This window comes from Cellulosimicrobium sp. ES-005 (assembly GCF_040448685.1).
GTDB classification, from domain to species: domain Bacteria; phylum Actinomycetota; class Actinomycetes; order Actinomycetales; family Cellulomonadaceae; genus Cellulosimicrobium; species Cellulosimicrobium cellulans_G.
This window is the reverse complement of the sequence record NZ_CP159290.1, coordinates 2,046,044-2,062,656: the sequence shown is the minus strand read 5'-3', so window position 1 is coordinate 2,062,656 and position 16,613 is coordinate 2,046,044. Positions and strand designations below refer to the sequence as shown.

17 protein-coding genes are annotated in these 16,613 nt (G+C 75.9%); 5 read left to right on the top strand and 12 right to left on the bottom strand.

The window, feature by feature from the left end:
• Window positions 1-56 precede the first annotated feature (56 nt).
• The 4 genes from ABRQ22_RS09010 to ABRQ22_RS08995 all read right to left on the bottom strand — a co-directional run bounded on the left by ABRQ22_RS09010 (window position 57) and on the right by ABRQ22_RS08995 (window position 4,245).
• Window positions 57-422, bottom strand: coding sequence for a PQQ-binding-like beta-propeller repeat protein (locus tag ABRQ22_RS09010; RefSeq protein ID WP_353709529.1), 366 nt, complete (start codon window positions 420-422; stop codon window positions 57-59).
• Between the two features lie 1,132 nt (window positions 423-1,554).
• Window positions 1,555-2,619: a tyrosine-type recombinase/integrase gene (locus ABRQ22_RS09005; RefSeq protein ID WP_353709287.1), complete on the bottom strand. Its 1,065-nt coding sequence runs from the start codon at window positions 2,617-2,619 to the stop codon at window positions 1,555-1,557.
• A 113-nt stretch (window positions 2,620-2,732) separates the two neighbouring features.
• Window positions 2,733-3,437, bottom strand: coding sequence for a histidine phosphatase family protein (locus tag ABRQ22_RS09000; RefSeq protein ID WP_353709286.1), 705 nt, complete (start codon window positions 3,435-3,437; stop codon window positions 2,733-2,735).
• A gap of 229 nt (window positions 3,438-3,666) precedes the next feature.
• Window positions 3,667-4,245: a hypothetical protein gene (locus ABRQ22_RS08995; protein WP_353709285.1), complete on the bottom strand. Its 579-nt coding sequence runs from the start codon at window positions 4,243-4,245 to the stop codon at window positions 3,667-3,669.
• A 74-nt stretch (window positions 4,246-4,319) separates the two neighbouring features.
• Between ABRQ22_RS08995 and ABRQ22_RS08990 the strand changes: the two genes are divergently transcribed.
• Both ABRQ22_RS08990 and ABRQ22_RS08985 read left to right on the top strand, forming a co-directional pair.
• Complete coding sequence (locus ABRQ22_RS08990; RefSeq protein ID WP_253049431.1) at window positions 4,320-4,709, top strand: hypothetical protein; 390 nt, start codon at window positions 4,320-4,322, stop codon at window positions 4,707-4,709.
• A 202-nt stretch (window positions 4,710-4,911) separates the two neighbouring features.
• On the top strand, window positions 4,912-5,334 hold the full coding sequence (locus tag ABRQ22_RS08985) for a hypothetical protein (RefSeq protein WP_353709284.1): 423 nt from the start codon (window positions 4,912-4,914) through the stop codon (window positions 5,332-5,334).
• A 48-nt stretch (window positions 5,335-5,382) separates the two neighbouring features.
• On the opposite strand, the gene ABRQ22_RS08980 is transcribed toward ABRQ22_RS08985, so the two are convergent.
• Window positions 5,383-5,907: a putative immunity protein gene (locus ABRQ22_RS08980; RefSeq protein WP_253049437.1), complete on the bottom strand. Its 525-nt coding sequence runs from the start codon at window positions 5,905-5,907 to the stop codon at window positions 5,383-5,385.
• Between the two features lie 268 nt (window positions 5,908-6,175).
• Here ABRQ22_RS08980 and ABRQ22_RS08975 point away from each other — a divergent pair, with 268 nt between their 5' ends.
• Window positions 6,176-6,934, top strand: a complete 759-nt coding sequence (locus ABRQ22_RS08975; protein WP_353709283.1) for a DinB family protein — start codon at window positions 6,176-6,178, stop codon at window positions 6,932-6,934.
• A 6-nt stretch (window positions 6,935-6,940) separates the two neighbouring features.
• Here ABRQ22_RS08975 and ABRQ22_RS08970 read toward each other — a convergent pair whose 3' ends face one another.
• Window positions 6,941-7,774, bottom strand: a complete 834-nt coding sequence (locus tag ABRQ22_RS08970; protein WP_353709282.1) for a class I SAM-dependent methyltransferase — start codon at window positions 7,772-7,774, stop codon at window positions 6,941-6,943.
• A 91-nt stretch (window positions 7,775-7,865) separates the two neighbouring features.
• Between ABRQ22_RS08970 and ABRQ22_RS08965 the strand changes: the two genes are divergently transcribed.
• Window positions 7,866-8,306 (top strand): pyridoxamine 5'-phosphate oxidase family protein, encoded by a 441-nt coding sequence (locus ABRQ22_RS08965; protein ID WP_353709281.1) that lies wholly within the window; start codon window positions 7,866-7,868, stop codon window positions 8,304-8,306.
• A 25-nt stretch (window positions 8,307-8,331) separates the two neighbouring features.
• Here ABRQ22_RS08965 and ABRQ22_RS08960 read toward each other — a convergent pair whose 3' ends face one another.
• The 3 genes from ABRQ22_RS08960 to ABRQ22_RS08950 all read right to left on the bottom strand — a co-directional run bounded on the left by ABRQ22_RS08960 (window position 8,332) and on the right by ABRQ22_RS08950 (window position 11,216).
• Window positions 8,332-9,081: a hypothetical protein gene (locus ABRQ22_RS08960; RefSeq protein ID WP_353709280.1), complete on the bottom strand. Its 750-nt coding sequence runs from the start codon at window positions 9,079-9,081 to the stop codon at window positions 8,332-8,334.
• A gap of 150 nt (window positions 9,082-9,231) precedes the next feature.
• Window positions 9,232-9,870: an FMN reductase gene (locus ABRQ22_RS08955; protein WP_353709279.1), complete on the bottom strand. Its 639-nt coding sequence runs from the start codon at window positions 9,868-9,870 to the stop codon at window positions 9,232-9,234.
• Between the two features lie 158 nt (window positions 9,871-10,028).
• Complete coding sequence (locus ABRQ22_RS08950) at window positions 10,029-11,216, bottom strand: LLM class flavin-dependent oxidoreductase (protein ID WP_253049444.1); 1,188 nt, start codon at window positions 11,214-11,216, stop codon at window positions 10,029-10,031.
• 368 nt (window positions 11,217-11,584) lie between these two features.
• On the opposite strand from ABRQ22_RS08950, the gene ABRQ22_RS08945 reads away from it, so the two are divergent.
• Window positions 11,585-11,929 carry an RNA polymerase-binding protein RbpA gene (locus ABRQ22_RS08945; RefSeq protein WP_021483180.1) on the top strand — a complete coding sequence of 115 codons (345 nt, stop codon included), beginning with the start codon at window positions 11,585-11,587 and terminating at the stop codon, window positions 11,927-11,929.
• Window positions 11,930-12,097: 168 nt separating this feature from the next.
• On the opposite strand, the gene ABRQ22_RS08940 is transcribed toward ABRQ22_RS08945, so the two are convergent.
• The 3 genes from ABRQ22_RS08940 to ABRQ22_RS08930 form a co-directional block, all read right to left on the bottom strand.
• Window positions 12,098-12,916, bottom strand: coding sequence for a polyprenol monophosphomannose synthase (locus ABRQ22_RS08940; RefSeq protein ID WP_353709278.1), 819 nt, complete (start codon window positions 12,914-12,916; stop codon window positions 12,098-12,100).
• Entirely contained in the window at window positions 12,913-14,526 is a 1,614-nt protein-coding gene (gene lnt, locus ABRQ22_RS08935; RefSeq protein WP_353709528.1) for an apolipoprotein N-acyltransferase, read from the bottom strand. The genes ABRQ22_RS08940 and lnt overlap by 4 nt, the downstream gene beginning before the upstream one ends.
• A gap of 438 nt (window positions 14,527-14,964) precedes the next feature.
• A complete protein-coding gene (locus tag ABRQ22_RS08930; protein ID WP_353709277.1) occupies window positions 14,965-16,605 on the bottom strand; it encodes an amidohydrolase family protein in 1,641 nt (546 codons plus the stop codon).
• Window positions 16,606-16,613: the final 8 nt, after the last annotated feature.

The window sequence follows — 16,613 nt, the reverse complement described above, 5'->3', positions numbered from 1 at the left end:
TCCCGTCAGGCTCGCCCCGACGCCGCGCGCTCGCACGCGGACCTCGCGCGGGCACCTCACCCGAGCACGACGACGCGCGACGTGCCCGGGTCCACGTGCACGACCCGCCCCGTCACCGCGGCGAACCCGTGCGGGTCCGCGTCGTACCCGGCCTGCCAGCGCACCCCGCCGTCGTGGAGCGACAGGCCGACCAGGAGCGAGCGCCGCGAGGAGTCCGGGTCGGGCACGACCACGGCGAGCGTCGCGCCGTCGGAGAACGCGGCCGTCACGCCGCCCGCGAGGTCCGGCCGGGTCCCGGGCTCGCCCGCGGACGTTCCCGGGGTGGACCCCGACCACGACCACACCCGCTCGCCCGTGCGGGCGTCCAGGGCGACGAGCGCGCCGCCGGTGGCGAGGACCGCGCGGTCGTCCGCGAGCGCCACGGCCTGCACGACGGGCACGTCGGCGCGCCACAGCTCGCGCGGGGCGCGAGCCACGCCGCCGGGGACGCGAGCGCGCGCACCCCGCCCGGGGTCGTGACGAGCCAGGTGGTCGCGTCGCGGCCCGGTCCGGCGAGCGGGACGAGCAGCCGCCCGGAGACGGCGACGCGGACCGTTCCGTCGGGAGCGAGGAGCTGGGTGGACCCGGTGCGGTCCGGGGGTCGGGCGGTCGTGCGCCAGAACGTGCCGTCGGCGCGGGGCGTGACGGTCGTCGTGATCGCTTCGCCGGCGGCGTCCAGCCGGGTCCCGGCGAGAGTGAGGACTGCGCTGAGGCGGCAGCCGCGCACGACGAGCAGGTCGTCCTCGACGGTGACGGCGGCCTGGCCGGCGACCTGGGGCCGGCACATCGCGGTGCGCTCCGCGTCGTCGGGCCGGACCTCCTGCTGCCAGCGCACGCCTGCGGTGCGGGCGTCCTGGAGCGCGAGGTGGACGACGCCGCCGGTGCGCGACCAGCGCAGCACGGTCGCGCCGGGGGCGGGGACCGCGCGCCCGAGCTCGTCGCCGAGGGGGACCGGGTCCGTCGTCGGTCCTCCCGGGCCGAGGACGTGCGCGACGGGTGCGAGGGCGGGGCCGGTCAGGCACGTGATGACAGCCGGGTGGGGAGCCGGGGCCGACGTCTCGTCGGCGGCAGGCCCGCACCAGGCCGTCGGGTCGAGCGCCCGCCAGCGCCGCGCGCCGGACCCGACGTCGTACGCCTCCACGCCCGCGCCGGTGACCACGGCGAGGGCCGCGTCGTCGCCGTCACCGACCACGGACAGCCGGGGCGCGGCGGCGTCCGTCTCCCAGTCGGGCGCCGGCGCCACCGCGAGGGAGGCGACGGCGCCGGGCCGGGCCAGGCGTTCCCGCTCGGCCGTGGTCGTGCGCCACGTCCCGACGGCGACGAGGGCGAGGACGAGGAGGACGAGCGGCGCGACGACGCGCAGGAGCAGCGCACGTCGTCGGGCCGGTGCCGCGGGCCCGTGGGCCCCCTCCGCGGGTGCGCCGCGCCCGGCCGGCGCGGGCTCGTCGTCCGGGACGAGCTCCACCCGGTGGAGCGAGGCCATACCGGTGACGCTACGCGCCCGCCGGGCCGGCGTCAGGTCTCGGCGGGCTCGAGCGCGGCCGAGAGGGGGTGGGCACGGATCGCCGCGGCGAGCTCGCCCTCGATCCGGTCGAGGTACACGCCGGTGGTCGCGATGGACGCGTGCCCGAGGAGCTCGGCGACGACCTTGACGTCCCACCCCTCGGCGGCGAGGAGGGTCGCGGTCGTGTGGCGCAGGGCGTGCGGCGTCGCCTCGCGCCGGTACTGCGCGGGCATGCGCGCGACGCAGCGTCGCAGGAGGCCGCGGACGGCCTGCGCGTCGATGCGGCGGCCCCGCCAGGACAGCAGGAGCGCGCGCCGCGCGTCCGGGTCGTCCGGGCGGCGGGCGAGCAGTGCGGGGCGCAGGCGCTCCAGGTACTCCTCGAGCGCCGCGGCGAGCGGGGGAGAGAGCGTCACGGTGCGGACGTGCCCGCCCTTGCCCTGGATGCGCCAGCGCGTCTGGTCGGGCTCGCGGGAGAAGTCGTCGAGGTTCGCGCGCTCGAGCTCGGAGACGCGGGGGCCGAGGACCAGCAGGAGCGCGACGACGAGTCGGTCGCGCAGCTGGAGGTCCTGGTCGCGGCGCGCCGCCGCGGCCGGGTCTCCTGGGGCCCGGGCGGCGGAGACCTCGAGCAGCGACGCCGCCGACCCCGCGGACAACGCGGTGCGCGCGACGCGCAGGCCGTCGCGCACGCGGGCCGGGGGAGAGGCCCACTGCATCGGGTCGGCCTGGACCCACCCCTCGCGCGCCGCGTGGGAGAAGAAGCGGGTGACGGACTGGCGGAACCGGTTGACCGTCATGGCGGAGCGGCCCGAGCTCCCCGGCTTGCGCGACGCGTCCGCGTACCGGCCGTCGGGCGTCGTCTGGTAACGCAGGAGGACGTCGTCGACGTCCTCGCCGGCGACGTCGTCCAGCACCCGGGTCGGGCCGGCGAGCCGCGCGAACTCGGCCACGTCCCGCTCGTAGCTGCGGCGCGTCGTCGGCGACAGGACGCCCCGGAGGGTCTGCGCGGCCACGGACGCGAGGTAGCGGTCGGCCGCCTCGGCGACGGTGATCCGCTCGAGGCGGGGCGGGGCGACCATGAGCGAGCCTCCTTCGGGGTGCGGTCGCGGCCAGCCTAGGTCGTGCCACCGACAACGACGCGGCCGGGCGGCGCCCTGACCTGCACCGACGCCGGAACCGCGGGGTCGACGGCTCAGTGCCCCTCGTCGAGGTGCGCGACGTCCCCGACGCTCAGCACGGCACGGTTGTGAAAGAACCCGTCCTCGCGCAGGGTCGTGATGCTCCCGGAGGCGACCGGGAACGCGACGTGCCCGGCGGCCTCGACCGGCATCCCGATCCACGCCGCGACGACGAACGTCGCCGCGAACCCGTGCGTGACCACGACCTGGTGGTCCGCGGCGCGACGGAGCAGATCCGTGGTCGCCGCGTACACGCGCAGCGCGACCTCGAGCCTCGTCTCCGCGCCGACGATGCCCACGTCGTGCCGCAGGCGGTCGCCCACGGCCGGCGGCGGCACGAACCGGGCGTCAAGCCAGGACTGTGGCCGCCCGCCGGCGTCGCCGTAGGACGCCTCGCGCAGCCGCGCGTCCGGCGACGGCACGACGCCGAGCGCCTCGCCGATCGCGGTCGCGGTGCGGCGCGTGCGCAGGAGGTCGGACGTGACGACGTCGACGGCGGCGTCGTGCTCGATCCGGGCACGCAGCGCCGCGGCGACCAGGGCCGCCTGCCGTGCGCCGCGCGCGGTGAGGTCGGAGTCGTGGACGCCGCCGACCAGGCCCGCGACGTGGTGCGTCGCCTCGGGATGGGTCACGACGTGCACCGTGCGCTCGCGCGCGCCGACGACGTCGGGCAGGGGCGGGGGAGGGAAGGCGGTCCGGGAGCGGGTGGAGTCGAGCACGTGCCCAGGCTGACACACGCTCGGGCGTCGGGACGCCGGAGGCGGTGCGGTCGGCCAGAGGGCAGGGGACCGGGCGTGGGCGCGATCCCGGCGTGGGCTCGGTCGGACGCAGCGACGTGCCCGCCGCTGGTTACCGGACCGCGGCGGACTGCCGAGGCCCGCCGGCCCGGCGATGCTGCGTCACCATGCTGTTGACCTAAACACAATGGTTTGCGTTGTATGTCCGATTCTAGGCATCGTAGCCCAGCGTGCGGTCGCGCACCAGACGTCGTCGAGGCGCTCGGACGCCTGGCGCGATCGACGGCTCGAGCTCGTCCCGTGGCGCGTCGACGTCGTCGGGCCCGGACCGCGGCGCCCGCGCGGGGGACACCGAGCGCCAGACCCACACGGCGACGGTCGCCGCGCCGGCGGCGGCACCGACGAGCACGAACGCCACGAGAGTCAGGACGAGGGCCGGGACCCAGGCCAGCGTCACCAGCGTCGCCGTGACGAGGCGTCGCGGACGACGGCCGTCCGGTGCGAGCCCGGTGAACGGCGACGTCGCCGCGAACGTCCTGGAGACGGTTCCTGACGACGCCCGGGACGGCGCGAGCGCCACCAGACCTGCGAGCGGCCGCCGGCCGGCGCGTCGGTCCGTGCTCGGTGCGCCCGGGCGGCGCATGCCGAGCCGGGGTGCGTACGTCGTCGTGCTCATGACGAAGGGGAGTGTGCGCGGGCCCTCCGTGATGCGTCGGAGCGACTCGTCCGACCTCAAAATGACATAATGTACATTATCGGCGCCCTGTCGGTGCAGGTGTCCGTAGCTCACCAAGGCTTCGCGCTGACGGACGATTCTCGGGAAGCCACCGTCAGTGCAGTCATCGCACCCGGGATACTTCATCCGTGAGCTCGCAGGCAGGAATCCCACAGGCACCGCGGTCGGTCCCGTGGTGGCGTGCGCTGCTCGGCCTGTTCGTGGCCGTCCTCGGCACCGTCGCGCTGTTCGTCCCGGCCGCGCTCTCGTTCGGCGTCGCGAAGGACTTCCAGAACGGCACCTGTCGGGAGTCGGGGCCGATCCCTGACACGTGCGACCACACGGCAGCTCAGGGGTATGCAGAGTCGATCGTGATGCTGGTCGCGCCCACCGTCGTCGGGCTCCTCATCACACGCCCCAGGCACGTGGGCAAGGTCGTTACCGTCATCCTCGCCGTCGCCCTGGTCATCTACCTGCTGCTGACGTTCACCGGCGAGACCACCCCACCGCCACCGGTCGAGCCGACCTACGGCGCGTAGTGGTCGTCACGGGGGTCGAGAGGGTCGCCCTTCTCGGTCTGCCGACGGATGTCGAGACGTGACGCCCGGGCGACGTACCAGCCGATCAGGAGGGCCAGGACGATGATGCCGCCACCGAGCACGAGCCACCCGCTGCCGTCCCCACCACCTCCATGAGCCCGACCGTACCGCGCCGGTAGGGCCGGGGTGTCTACTGAGACCTATGGATTCCTCAGGCGTCGCTCCGACGAGCCGGTGCGCGATCGACGCCGTCACGGCGCTGCGCCTGGTGCGCGACGACGTCGGCCTCGGTGCGCGGCGCCCGCTCGTCGGCCCCGTCGTGCTGCGCAGCCACGCGCTGTCGATGCTCTACCGCGACGTGCGCCGCGGCGTGCTCGACGAGACGACGGCACGCGCACGCCTGGAGGGCCTCGCCACGCTGAAGATCCGCCTGCTCGGCGACCGCGTGTCGCGGGCCACGGCGTGGCGGATCGCGCGCGAGCTCGACGCGGACGACACGGCGCTGACCGAGTACGTCGCCGTGGCCGTGCTGCAGGCCGACGTCCTCGTCGCCGGCGACGAGCGCGTCGCGGCCGCCGCGGACGGCCGGGTTCCCCTCGTCTCCTACGACGACCTCCTGCGCTGAGTCCCCCCGCGACGACCGCTCCGGTCTCGCCTGCCGACCGGTCCGGTCTCAGTCGTCGAACACGTCCCAGCAGATCGCGCTGCGCCGCCTCTGGTCGTCGAGCACGAGCTCGCGCAGCTCCGCCGGGATGCGCTCGCGCTGCCAGTCCCGCTCCGCGAGCCGTGCGGCCTCCGGGTCCTCGCCCCGGGCGGCGGCGTCCGCGGCGGCAGCCCGGATCGCGTAGGCCGCGGCGCCGAGGTCGTGCGCCGCGACGTGCGCGACCGCGACGGCCTGCCCGGCCGCGAGCGCCGCGAACTTGACGGGTGCGGGCTGGTCGCGGCCGGCGGCGTTGGCGACGAACGCGGTGCTGTGGGCGGTCTTCATGGGGACGTCGCCGCGGATCCAGGCGCGGGCGACGTCGAGGGCGTCGCGGGGTCGGGTGTCGTCGGGCCGGGCGTGCTCGAAGATCGGCAGGACGTGCTCGGTGCAGTCGACGGCCCACTGGGCGAGCTGGCGGTGGTGGTCGTCGGTGAGGGTGCCGCCGCGGCGGACGGTGACGAGTCGCGGGTCGCGTGCGGTGGGCAGGATCGGCATGGTCCGATGCTCCCGCAGGTCGACGCCTGCCGACCACCCTGGTGGCCGTTGCGACGAGAGCGGTGGGGTTGCGGGGTCGCGTCCCCCTCTGGTGGGCGTGGGTGGCGGGGCGTACGGTGCGTTCGTCGTCCCCGCTCGTCGTGACCGTCGCCGAGGTGCACGCCCCTCCCCCGCCCGGGTGCCCCCGGTGCGGCGCTGTCGCCGCACGGAGGCCGCTCCCCCGGGCTGGTCGGCTGCTGCGGGCGGGTCGCTCCCCGAGGAGGCGTTCATGGCCCGGTTCACCCGCTCTGACGACCTGCGCGGCGCGAGGTTCGACGGTGCGGACCTGCGCGGTGCGCGGTTCGTGGAGTCCGATCTGTCCGGTGCGGTGATGCGGGGCGTGCAGGTGGAGGGTGTCGACATCGACGCGCCCTGGCTCGCGGACGGCGACGCGTCGTTCCGGGTGAACGGGGTGGACGTGACGGGTTTCGTGGAGGCGGAGCTGGACCGCCGGTTCCCGGGCCGGGAGCTGCGTCGTGCCGGTGACCCGGCGGGGCTGCGCGCGGCGTGGTCGGCGCTGGAGTCGACGTGGGCCGCGACGCTGGACCGGGTGGCGGCGCTGCCCGCGAGCGCCGTGGACGTGTCGGTGGACGGTGAGTGGTCGTTCGCGCAGACGGTGCGGCACCTGGTGCTGGCGACGGACGCGTGGTTGGGGCGGGCGGTGCTGGGGATCGCGCAGCCGTTCCACCCGTTGGGTCAGGCGGGGCCGCAGGCGGCGGAGGACGGGCTGGACCTGTCGTTGTTCGTGACGGGGACGCCGCCCTACGGGGAGGTGCTGGAGGCGCGTGCGGGCCGGGTGGCGATGGTGCGGGAGTTCCTGGCGGGCGTGACGCCGGAGGAGCTGGTGGTGGTGCGGCGCAACCCGTGGTCGCCGGAGTATCCGGAGACGACGTTGTCGTGCCTGCACGTGATCCTGGAGGAGGAGTGGGAGCACCACCGCTTCGCGGTGCGGGACCTGGAGGCGGTGGAGGCGTCCTGGGGTGCGTGAGGAGGTCTATCGTCCGCCGTCGACGACGTGGTCCTCCGGGTACGACGGCTCCCCGCCGGTCGATGCGACGTCTGTGGTGGGGCGGCGGTACACGGACACGTGGGAGCGGGACTCGGCTGTGAACGGCTCCCCTGCCCATCCGGCGTGCCGGGTCTCGGGCTCGAGCCCGGCGAGGCGGGCCATGAGGTCGAGCTCGGCGGGCCAGACGTACCGGTGGGGCGAGCGTCCTACCGTGGCGCTGCCGTCGTCGTCGAACTGGACGTGGTGGGACACGACGCGCTGGTGGAGGACGTCGTAGGTGTCGACGCCGAGGTAGCCGGGCTCGTCGTGCCAGACGGTCGCGGTGCGCCCGGGCGGGAGGGCGCGCAGCTCGGGGACCCAGAGCTCGACGACGAACCGGCCCCCGGGGGCGAGGTGGCGGGCGGCGTTGCGGAAGCACTCGACCTGGGCTTCCTGGGTGAGCAGGTTCGAGATCGTGTTGTCCACGAGGTAGACGAGCGCGTGCTCCCCCGGCACCCGGGCGGTGGCCATGTCGCCGACGACGACGGGCAGGGTCGTCTCGTCGGCCTTCTCACGCAGCCGGGCGACCATGTGCCGGGAGATCTCGATGCCGGTGACGGGCACGCCGCGTGCGGCGAGCGGGATCGCGACGCGGCCGGTGCCGACGGCGAGCTCGACGGCGCTCCCCCGGCCTGCGAGCGCCGCGAGCCGGTCGACGGCGGGGTCGAGGACGTCGGGGGCGAACATGCCCTCGCCGGGGGTGTCGTACCGGGCGGCGGCGACGGCGTCCCAGAGGCGTTCCTGGTCGGTGCCGGCGAGGTCGGTGCGGGGGTGGGCCATCGGGTCGACGGTGCCAGGTGGCGTCTGCGGTGGTCCAGGGTTTTCGTGTCGTCGCGCCTCGTGTCGGGAGCGCGGCCGCTACGGTGGCGGCATGGATCGTGAGGCGTTCGTCGGCTATGTCCGTTCGCAGGGGTGGGGCGTCGTGGCGTCGTTGGGCGACGACGGCGGGCCCCAGGCCGCGTTCCTCGCGGTGGCCGCGACGGGCGCGGGCGAGCTGGTGTTCGACGCGCGCGCGACGTCGCGCAAGGTGGCGAACCTGGCCCGGGACGCGCGGGTCGCCGTGACGGTGGGCGGGACGGACGGGACGACGCTGCAGTGCGAGGGCCTGGCGGACGTCCCGGTCGGGGCGGACCGGGACCGGTGCGCGGCGGCGTACGCTGCGGCGTTCCCGCAGTTCGCCGCCTCGCTGACCGACGAGGGCATCGTGCTGCTGCGCGTCGCGGTGACGTGGGCGCGGTACGGGGACTTCCGCGACGGCCGGTCCGTCATGACGGAGCTCGACGTGACCGGGTGGGGTCCGCTCGCGGACTGACGGCCGCCCGTCCTCGATCGACTCCTCAGCCGAGCAGCGCCTGCTTCGCGCGCGCGAACTCGGTGTCGGTGAGGTCGCCGGCGCGGTGCAGGGCGGCGAGCCGTTCGAGGCGGCCGACGAGGGCTGCTCCCCCATCGCCCGTGGTGGCGCTCGCGGCGGGTGCGCCGCGCCCGACGACGCGCCACAGCGCGCGGGCGAACACGCCCGGGCGCCGGGTGGTGCCCGCCTGGCCGGGGTGCAGGCGCGGTACGCGCGGCGAGGGCACGGTCCGGTCGTCGACGACGATGCTCCCGGGGCGCGTGTCGGCGAGCGAGCGGGCGAAGCGTGCGAACCGGGCGGACGACCCGTCGAGGAGGACGGCGCGGGTGGTCCGGGCCCCGGGGTGCTCGTCCCGCCAGGTCACGACGACGGTGGGCCCGTCGCCGGTGACGGTCACGACGGGTCGCCCGGCGGGCTCGAGCACGGTGTCGTCGCCGCGGACGAGGCGCAGCCGTGCGCCGTCCCACACGAGCCGGCCGCCCGCGACGTGGAACATGGCCGGGTAGCGGGGCGCGGCGGCGAAGCGCGACGTGTCGGGCGCGCGGCCGGGGATCGTGACGACGCCGACGGTCCGCCGTCGGGGCGGGACCGCGGGGGTGGTTCCGTGCGCGTGCGCCGCGAGGGTCTCCACGACGGGGACCGCGACCGTGACGGGGGCGACGGGCTCGGCACCGGGCTCCGGGGCGGGTCCTGCCGGGTGCTGCCCGGCGTGGTCCTCGGTCGCGCTCGTGCTCATGGTGCTCCCCCGTCGTCGTCGGTCCTCCGATCCTGCCGCGCGACCCCTGCGGAGAGCAACCCCTCGGGTGGTGTCGCCGCAGGTCAGGGAGACATGAGCGCGCCCCCGGCCGGGAGCACCGGTGGCCGGGGGCGCGCAGCGTGGGGGCGGTCAGAGCCCGCCGAGGAGCGCCGTGAAGTCGGGCGTGGCGGCGAACGGGTCGGCGGGCCCGGAGTTCTTGCGCAGGGCGACCTTCTCCGCGAGCTCGCGGCCCGCGCGCGCGATCCGGGCGGGCAGACCGCCACCGGAGTCGGACTCGGCGGCCGCCCAGTCGTCGGTGGCGGCGAACACGGACGTCGTGGCGACGTCGGCCCGCAGGTAGGTGAACAGCGGGCGCAGGGAGTACTCGAGCGCGAGCGAGTGGCGGGCGGTGCCGCCGGTCGCGCCGAGCAGGACGGGCGTGCCGGTGAGCGAGTCCTTGTCGAGGACGTCGACGAACGACTTGAGCAGCCCGGAGTACGTGGTCGTGAACAGCGGGGTCGTCACGACGATCCCGTCGGCGGCGGTGAGGCGCTCGAGGACCCCGGCGAGGTCGCCCGTGGGGAACCCGGTGAGCATGGCGTCCACGACGGCGTGCGCGTGGTCGCGCAGCTCGACGGTCTCGACCTCGGCGCTCACGCCGAGACCCTGCAGCTCGCGCACCGTGGCCTCGCCGAGCCGGTCGGCGAGCAGGCGCGTGGAGGACGGCTTGGACAGCCCGGCGGACACCACGACGAGGCGGCGGTCCGGGGCGGGGGTGCTGGCGGTCATGCGGTGCTCCTGAGGTCTGGCGTGCGGTGCGGGTGCGGCCCGTCACCGGGCCGGGTGGTGCGGTCGCCCGGGTGCGCGGGGCACCTGTCGACCGTACTCCGTCGGGCGGGTGGTCGTGCGGCTCGTGCGCCCGGGTGGGCGCGGGCCGCGAGGTCCGGCTACAGGCCGAACGCGGCGCCGGCCTTCGCCGGCTCCTGGTCGTCCTCGGCGGTGCGCCCGGTCCAGCGGTCCTCGGTGCCGCCGACGTGCGCGGCGCCCTCGGTCCCGGAGGCCCTGGCGGCGGCGACGCGCTCGGCGTGGCTCGGCGGGTTCGCCGGCACGTGCGCGGGGCGCGCGGCCTCCATCTCCTTGCGGAGCACGGGCACGACCTCGCCCGCGAGGAGGTCGATCTGCTCGAGCACCGTCTTGAGCGGCAGGCCGGCGTGGTCCATGAGGAACAGCTGGCGCTGGTAGTCGCCCACGTGCTCGCGCATCGCGGCGTACCGGTCGATGACCTGCTGCGGGGAGCCGACGGTGAGCGGCGTCTCGCGCGTGAAGTCCTCCATCGACGGGCCGTGCCCGTACACGGGCGCGTTGTCGAAGTAGGGCCGGAACTCGTCCCACGCCTTCTGGGAGTCCTTGCGCATGAACACCTGGCCGCCGAGCCCGACGATCGCGGTGTCCGCGGGGCCGTGGCCGTGGTGCTCCCAGCGCTGGCGGTAGAACTGCACCATCTGCTTCGTGTGGCTGATGGGCCAGAAGATGTTGTTGTGGAAGAACCCGTCGCCGTAGTAGGCGGCCTGCTCGGCGATCTCGGGGCTGCGGATCGACCCGTGCCACACGAACGGCGGCACGCCGTCCAGCGGCCGCGGGGTCGAGGTGAAGCCCTGCAGCGGGGTGCGGAACTTGCCCTCCCAGTCCACGACGTCCTCGGTCCACAGGCGGCGCAGCAGCGCGTAGTTCTCGATCGCGAGCGGGATCCCGTTGCGGATGTCCTGACCGAACCACGGGTACACCGGGCCCGTGTTGCCGCGGCCCATCATGAGGTCCATGCGGCCGTCCGAGATGACCTGGAGCATCGCGTACTCCTCCGCGAGGCGCACGGGGTCGTTCGTCGTGATGAGGGTCGTGGACGTCGACAGGACGATGTTCTTCGTCACACCGGCGAGGTAGCCGAGCATGGTCGTCGGCGAGGACGGCACGAACGGCGGGTTGTGGTGCTCGCCCGTGGCGAAGACGTCCAGGCCCGCCTCGTCCGCGTGCTTCGCGATCGTCAGCATCGAGCGCACGCGCTCGGTGTCGTCGGGGGTCCGGCCCGTCGTGGGGTCCGTCGTGACGTCGCCGACGGTGAAGATGCCGAACTGCATGGTGTGCTCCCGTGAGTCCTAGGTCGATGCGTTTGCATGTACATGCGCCTCAACCGGGTGTCCCCCGGGTTTGTTCCCGGGCCCTCCCGGCACGGGTGTGAGCGTGCGCACGTCGGGGGCCGTGGCGACCGTGACGAGTTGCGTCGGGCATCGAAACCCGGGAGCCTGGGACCGCGACGCGCCGAGGCGGACCGGCTCGACGCCGTGGGCGGCGGCCAGGCCGTGGACACACCCCGCGACGTTCACCGGACCTTCACGGCGTGCCGGAACACCGACCGACGGTGAGGCGTTGCCTCTCGTAGACCGGGCCGCTGCCCGCACCCACCGGGCGCGCCCACCCACCCCCGAAGACCCCTCAGGAGGACACCATGGCCGACCGTTCGCTGCGCGGGATGAGCATCGGTGCGAAGAGCATGGAGTCGGACGAGGGCGTCGACTTCGCCCCCCGCTTCCAGGCGCACTACGACTGCCCCAACGGGCACACCATCATCCTGCCGTTCTCGACCGACGCCGAGGTCCCCCCGGTGTGGGAGTGCCGCTGCGGCGCCGAGGCGCTCCTGCGCGACGCCGAGCGCCCCGAGCCCAAGGCCGGCAAGCCGGCCCGCACCCACTGGGACATGCTGCTCGAGCGGCGCACGATCTCCGAGCTCGAGGAGCTGCTCGACGAGCGCCTCGGCCTGCTGCGCGCCGGCAAGCTGCGCCGCAGCGCCTGACCGCCCGCGACCACTGAGAGGCCCGGACCCCCGCGGGGGTCCGGGCCTCTCTGCGTCGCGGCCGGGGCCGTCGCCCTCGCACGGGCCCGTGCGCGCCGACGCGGCCCGGCACGGCACGGACTCGCTCGGCACGTCGCGGACTCACGCGGCCCGCACCACGGCGACGCCTCAGCGCGTGCCGCGCCGCCCCGCGACCGACCGCGCGAGGCTCGCGAGCTGGGCCGCGCGCCGTCGAGCACCCCAGACCGTGACCTTCCACAGCGCCTCGGTGACGATCGCGCGGCTCATCTTCGACCGCCCCGCCGTGCGCTCGACGAACGTGATCGGCACCTCCGTCGCGCGACCCCCCGCCCGCACGACTCGCCACGCCATGTCGACCTGGAAGCAGTACCCGTGCGACTCGACGCTCGCGAGGTCGACGGCGCGCAGCGCGGACGCGCGGTAGGCGCGGTAGCCCGCCGTCGCGTCGCCCAGGTGCAGCCCCAGCGCGAGGCGCACGTACGCGTTGCCCGCGCGCGAGAGCACCTCGCGGTGCCGCGGCCAGTTCTCCACGCGCCCGCCCGGGACCCAGCGCGACCCGATGACGAGGTCCGCGCCGTCGTGCGCGCCGTCCCCCGTGGCGGGGCCGAGGGCGGCGAGCAGGGACGGCAGCTGCTCCGGCTGGTGGGAGCCGTCGGCATCCATCTCCACGAGCACGTCGTACCCGGCGTCCAGGCCCCACCCGAACCCCGCGACGTACGCGGCGCCCAGGCCCTCCTTCCCGGCCCGGTGCAGCACGTGCACGCCCGGGTCGACGGCGGCGGCGGCGTCGGCGAGGTCGCCCGTCCCGTCCGGGCTGGCGTCGTCCACCACGAGCACGTCCGCGTCCGGGACCGCGGCGCGCAGGCGTGCCAGCGTGCCCGGCAGGGTCAGCGCCTCGTCGTACGTGGGCACGACGACGAGCACGCGCCCGCCCGGGACGCCGCCCTCCCCCGCAGGCCCGCTCACGGCGCCTCGTCTCCGGCCGGGGCCGCGGCGGTCGGGGTGCGGCGCTCGCGGACCGCGGTGACGACGCCCGCGGCGAGGAGCCCGAGGGCGAGGAGCTCGACGACGCGGCCCGGCCAGTCCCCCGCCCGCACGGCGGGCGTGAGGCTCGTGCGCAGCGGCAGGTCGGCGACCATCTGGTCGGCGGTGAACAGGTCGGTGCTCTGCAGGAGCTCGCCGTCGGGGGCGATGACGCCGCTGACGCCGACGGTCGAGACCTGCACGGTCGCGCGCCCGGTCGACACGGCGCGCAGGCGCGACATCGCGAGCTGCTGCGTGGACTCGGCGGTGTACCCGAAGGAGGCGTTGTTGGTCTGGACGACGAGCACCTCGGCGCCCGCGTCCACGGCGTCGTTCACGAGGCCGTCGTAGGCGACCTCGAAGCAGATGACGACGCCGAGCGGCACGGTGCGCCCGAGGCGCTCGGACGCGAGGTCCACGACCCCGGTCTCGGTGCCGCGGATCATGTCGATGGTGACCCGGTCGACCTGGTCGGAGAAGATCCGCAGCAGGGACCGCAGGGGGATGTACTCGCCGAACGGCGCGGGGTGCTGCTTGGCGTAGCGGTCCACGACGCCCGCGCCGGGCTCCCACAGCAGCGACACGTTGTACCGGCCGCCGGTGTCGGGGTACTCCTGCGCGCCGACGAGGATCGGGGCCTCGACCTCGCGCGCGGCGTCGTCGATGGCGCGCGCCACGTCGGGCGCGGTCTGCGGGTCGAGGTCGGAGCCGTTCTCGGGCCACAGCACCACGTCGAGGTCGCCGGGCTCCACCTGGTCCAGCAGCGCGACCGTCCCCTGCAGGTGGTTGTTGAGCACCTCGGCCCGGTTCGCGAACGACCCGAGCCCGGGCTCGCCCACGTTGCCCTGCACCGCCCCGACGGCGAGCGTGCCGGCCTCGGCACGCGTGTCGAGCGGCACGAGCAGGGGCGCGGCCACGAGCGCACCGGCCACGGCGGCCGGGACGACGGCGCCCGGGACGACGGCGCCCGTGACGACGTCGCGGCGGCGCACCAGCGCGAGCACCGCGACCGCGAGCAGCGACCCGGCGAGCGCGACGAGCAGGGACACGAGGACCTCGCCCCCGAGCCAGGCCGCGCGCCCGAGCGGGGAGTCCGCCTGGGAGAACGCGAGCCGGCCCCAGGGGAAGCCGCCGAACGGGACCTCGGTGCGCGCCTGCTCGACGCCGACGAACAGCAGCGCGAACGCGACGGCCTGCGCCCCCGGGCGCCCGGCCAGCCACGACCACCGGCGGGCCCAGGCCCAGGCGGCACCGAGCACGGCGACGAAGCACGCCTCCATGACGGACAGCGCGACCCACGGCACGGTCTCGGTCGCGTAGTTGGCCCACCACAGGTGCGGCAGGAAGAACGCCAGACCCCACACGAGCCCGACGAGGAAGCCCCAGCGGGCGCCGTCGCGCCGCAGCCCCCAGAACAGCGCGGCGACGCCGACGAACGCGAGGGGCCACCACCCGCGGTCGGGGAAGGCCGCGTCGGTGGCGAGGCCGCCCGCGAGGGCCAGGAGGAGCGAGAGCGGCCGCGACGGGGGCCCGACGGGGCTGCCGCCGTCCACCACCGCGGGGGTCCCGCGTCCGTTCTCGGCGCGCACCGGCGCGGGGGGCGCCGGGGACGAGGCGTGCGACGACGGGGTCTCCGGTCCTGAGGTGGCCGGTCCTGCGGGGCGGGGTCGCCCGGCCGGGGTGGCCGCGGGCTCGGGGGCGTGCACGGGTGCACCCTACGCCACGCACCTGCGCGGACCGGGGTCCGCGGCGTCGGCCCGGCGGGTGATCCGCAGGCGGCCCGAGGGTGGTGTGTGCGGGCTCGCACGCCCTTCGGCCCGTACGCCGCCGCCACCGGCGGAGCACGTTTTCTACTGAGCGCGCGAGCCCGGCCAGGTACCCGGCGCGGAACGCCGAGGGGTCGTCGTCGGTGGCTGATCCCCCTGCGGCCGCGGGGGCCGGAACACCCTGTCGAACCTACTCCGGCTCACGGCCCTGTCAAGCGGTAGCGGTCACACGAACGTGTCGAACAGGGGGACGCCGTCGCGCACCGTCTGCAGGCACCGGGGTCGCGGCACGTCGGGGCCGAGCTCCGGCAGGAGCGGCTGCCCGGCGCGCGCGTCCGTGCTCCACGACGACGTCGTGCGCCCGAGCGCGCCCTGCACCACGAGGTGCTCGCCCCGCCACACCGCGAGGTGCGCGGGCGCCCCGACGCGCAGCTGGCCGGCCCCCGTGTGGTCCAGGCCCGCGATGCGCCACCCGCCGCGCGTGTGCGCGCGGAACGCGGCCCGCGCCGAGATCTGCTGGTCGGGGTCCACGTGCGACATCGCGGCCAGCACGCCCGCCCACGGGTCGAGGCGCGTGACGGGCGCGTCCGACCCGAACGCGAGCGGGACGCCCGCCCCCGCCAGGTCCGCGAACGGGCTCAGGCCCTCGGCCCGGGTCGCGCCCACGCGCGCCGCGTACATGCCCTGCGGCCCGCCCCACGCGGCGTCGAACCCCGGCTGGATGCTCAGGCTCACGCCGAACAGCAGCAGCGACGCCAGCGCCGTCGCGTCCACGAACAGCGCGTGCTCCACCCGGTGCCGCGCCGCGCGCACCGCGCCCTGGCCGTGGACCTGCGCGGCGACCTCGAGCCCGAGGACGAGCTCGTCCATCGCGCGGTCCCCGATGACGTGGAAGCCGCCCTGCGTGCCCGCCGCCCCGACCGCGGACAGGTGGTTCGCGATCTGCTCCGCGCTCAGGTAGAGGTTCCCCCGGTCGGTGGGGTCGGGCCCGTCCTGGTAGGGCAGGCGCATCGCCGCGGTGCGCGACCCGATCGACCCGTCCACGTTGAGGTCGCCCGCGAGCCCCGTCAGTCCCGGCACGTCCGCGAGGACCTCGCGCGCGTCGTCGACCGTGGTGCACAGCTCGCCCCGGTACCCGACGACGTGCGCCAGCCCCGAGGACGCGTCGCTTGTGAGCGCGAGGAGCTCGCGCAGCCCGGCGCGCGTGTCGATGTGCGGGGCGCTCATCTCGTGCACCGACACGATCCCCTGCTCCGCCGCCGCGCGCAGCGCCGCCCGGTACAGGGCGGTGCGCCGCGCGGGCGACACGTCGCGCGCGACGTCCCGGGCGACGTGGTGCGCCTCCCCCGTGACCCAGCCCGACTCGTCCCACCCGGGGCGCTCCGCCAGGGCGCAGCGCCGCGCGAGCGTCGTGGAGACCACGGCGGAGTGCACGTCGACCCGCGCCGCGTACACCGCGCGCCCGCCCGCGGCCGCGTCGAGCTCGTCGCGCGTCGGCGGACGCCCCTCGGGCCAGGACCGCTCGTCCCACCCGAACGCCAGCACGACGTCGTCGTCCCCGACGCCCGCCGCGGCCTTCGCGACCGCCTCCAGCGCCGCCGCGAGCGTCGTCACGCCGGCGCTCGCGGACAGGTCGACGCCCGCGAGGGCGAGCCCGATCTCGAACAGGTGGACGTGCGCGTCGACGAACCCGGGCGCGACGAGCGCGCCGTCGAGGTCGATCACGCGGTCGGCGCGGGCGGCGAGCCCGTCGGCCGTGTCGTCGGCGCCGATCCAGGCGATGACGCCGTCGTCGACGAGGAGCGCTTCTGCGAACGGGTCGGCCTGGGAGTGGATCACGCCGCCGCGGTACAGGGTTGAGGCCACAATCCTTC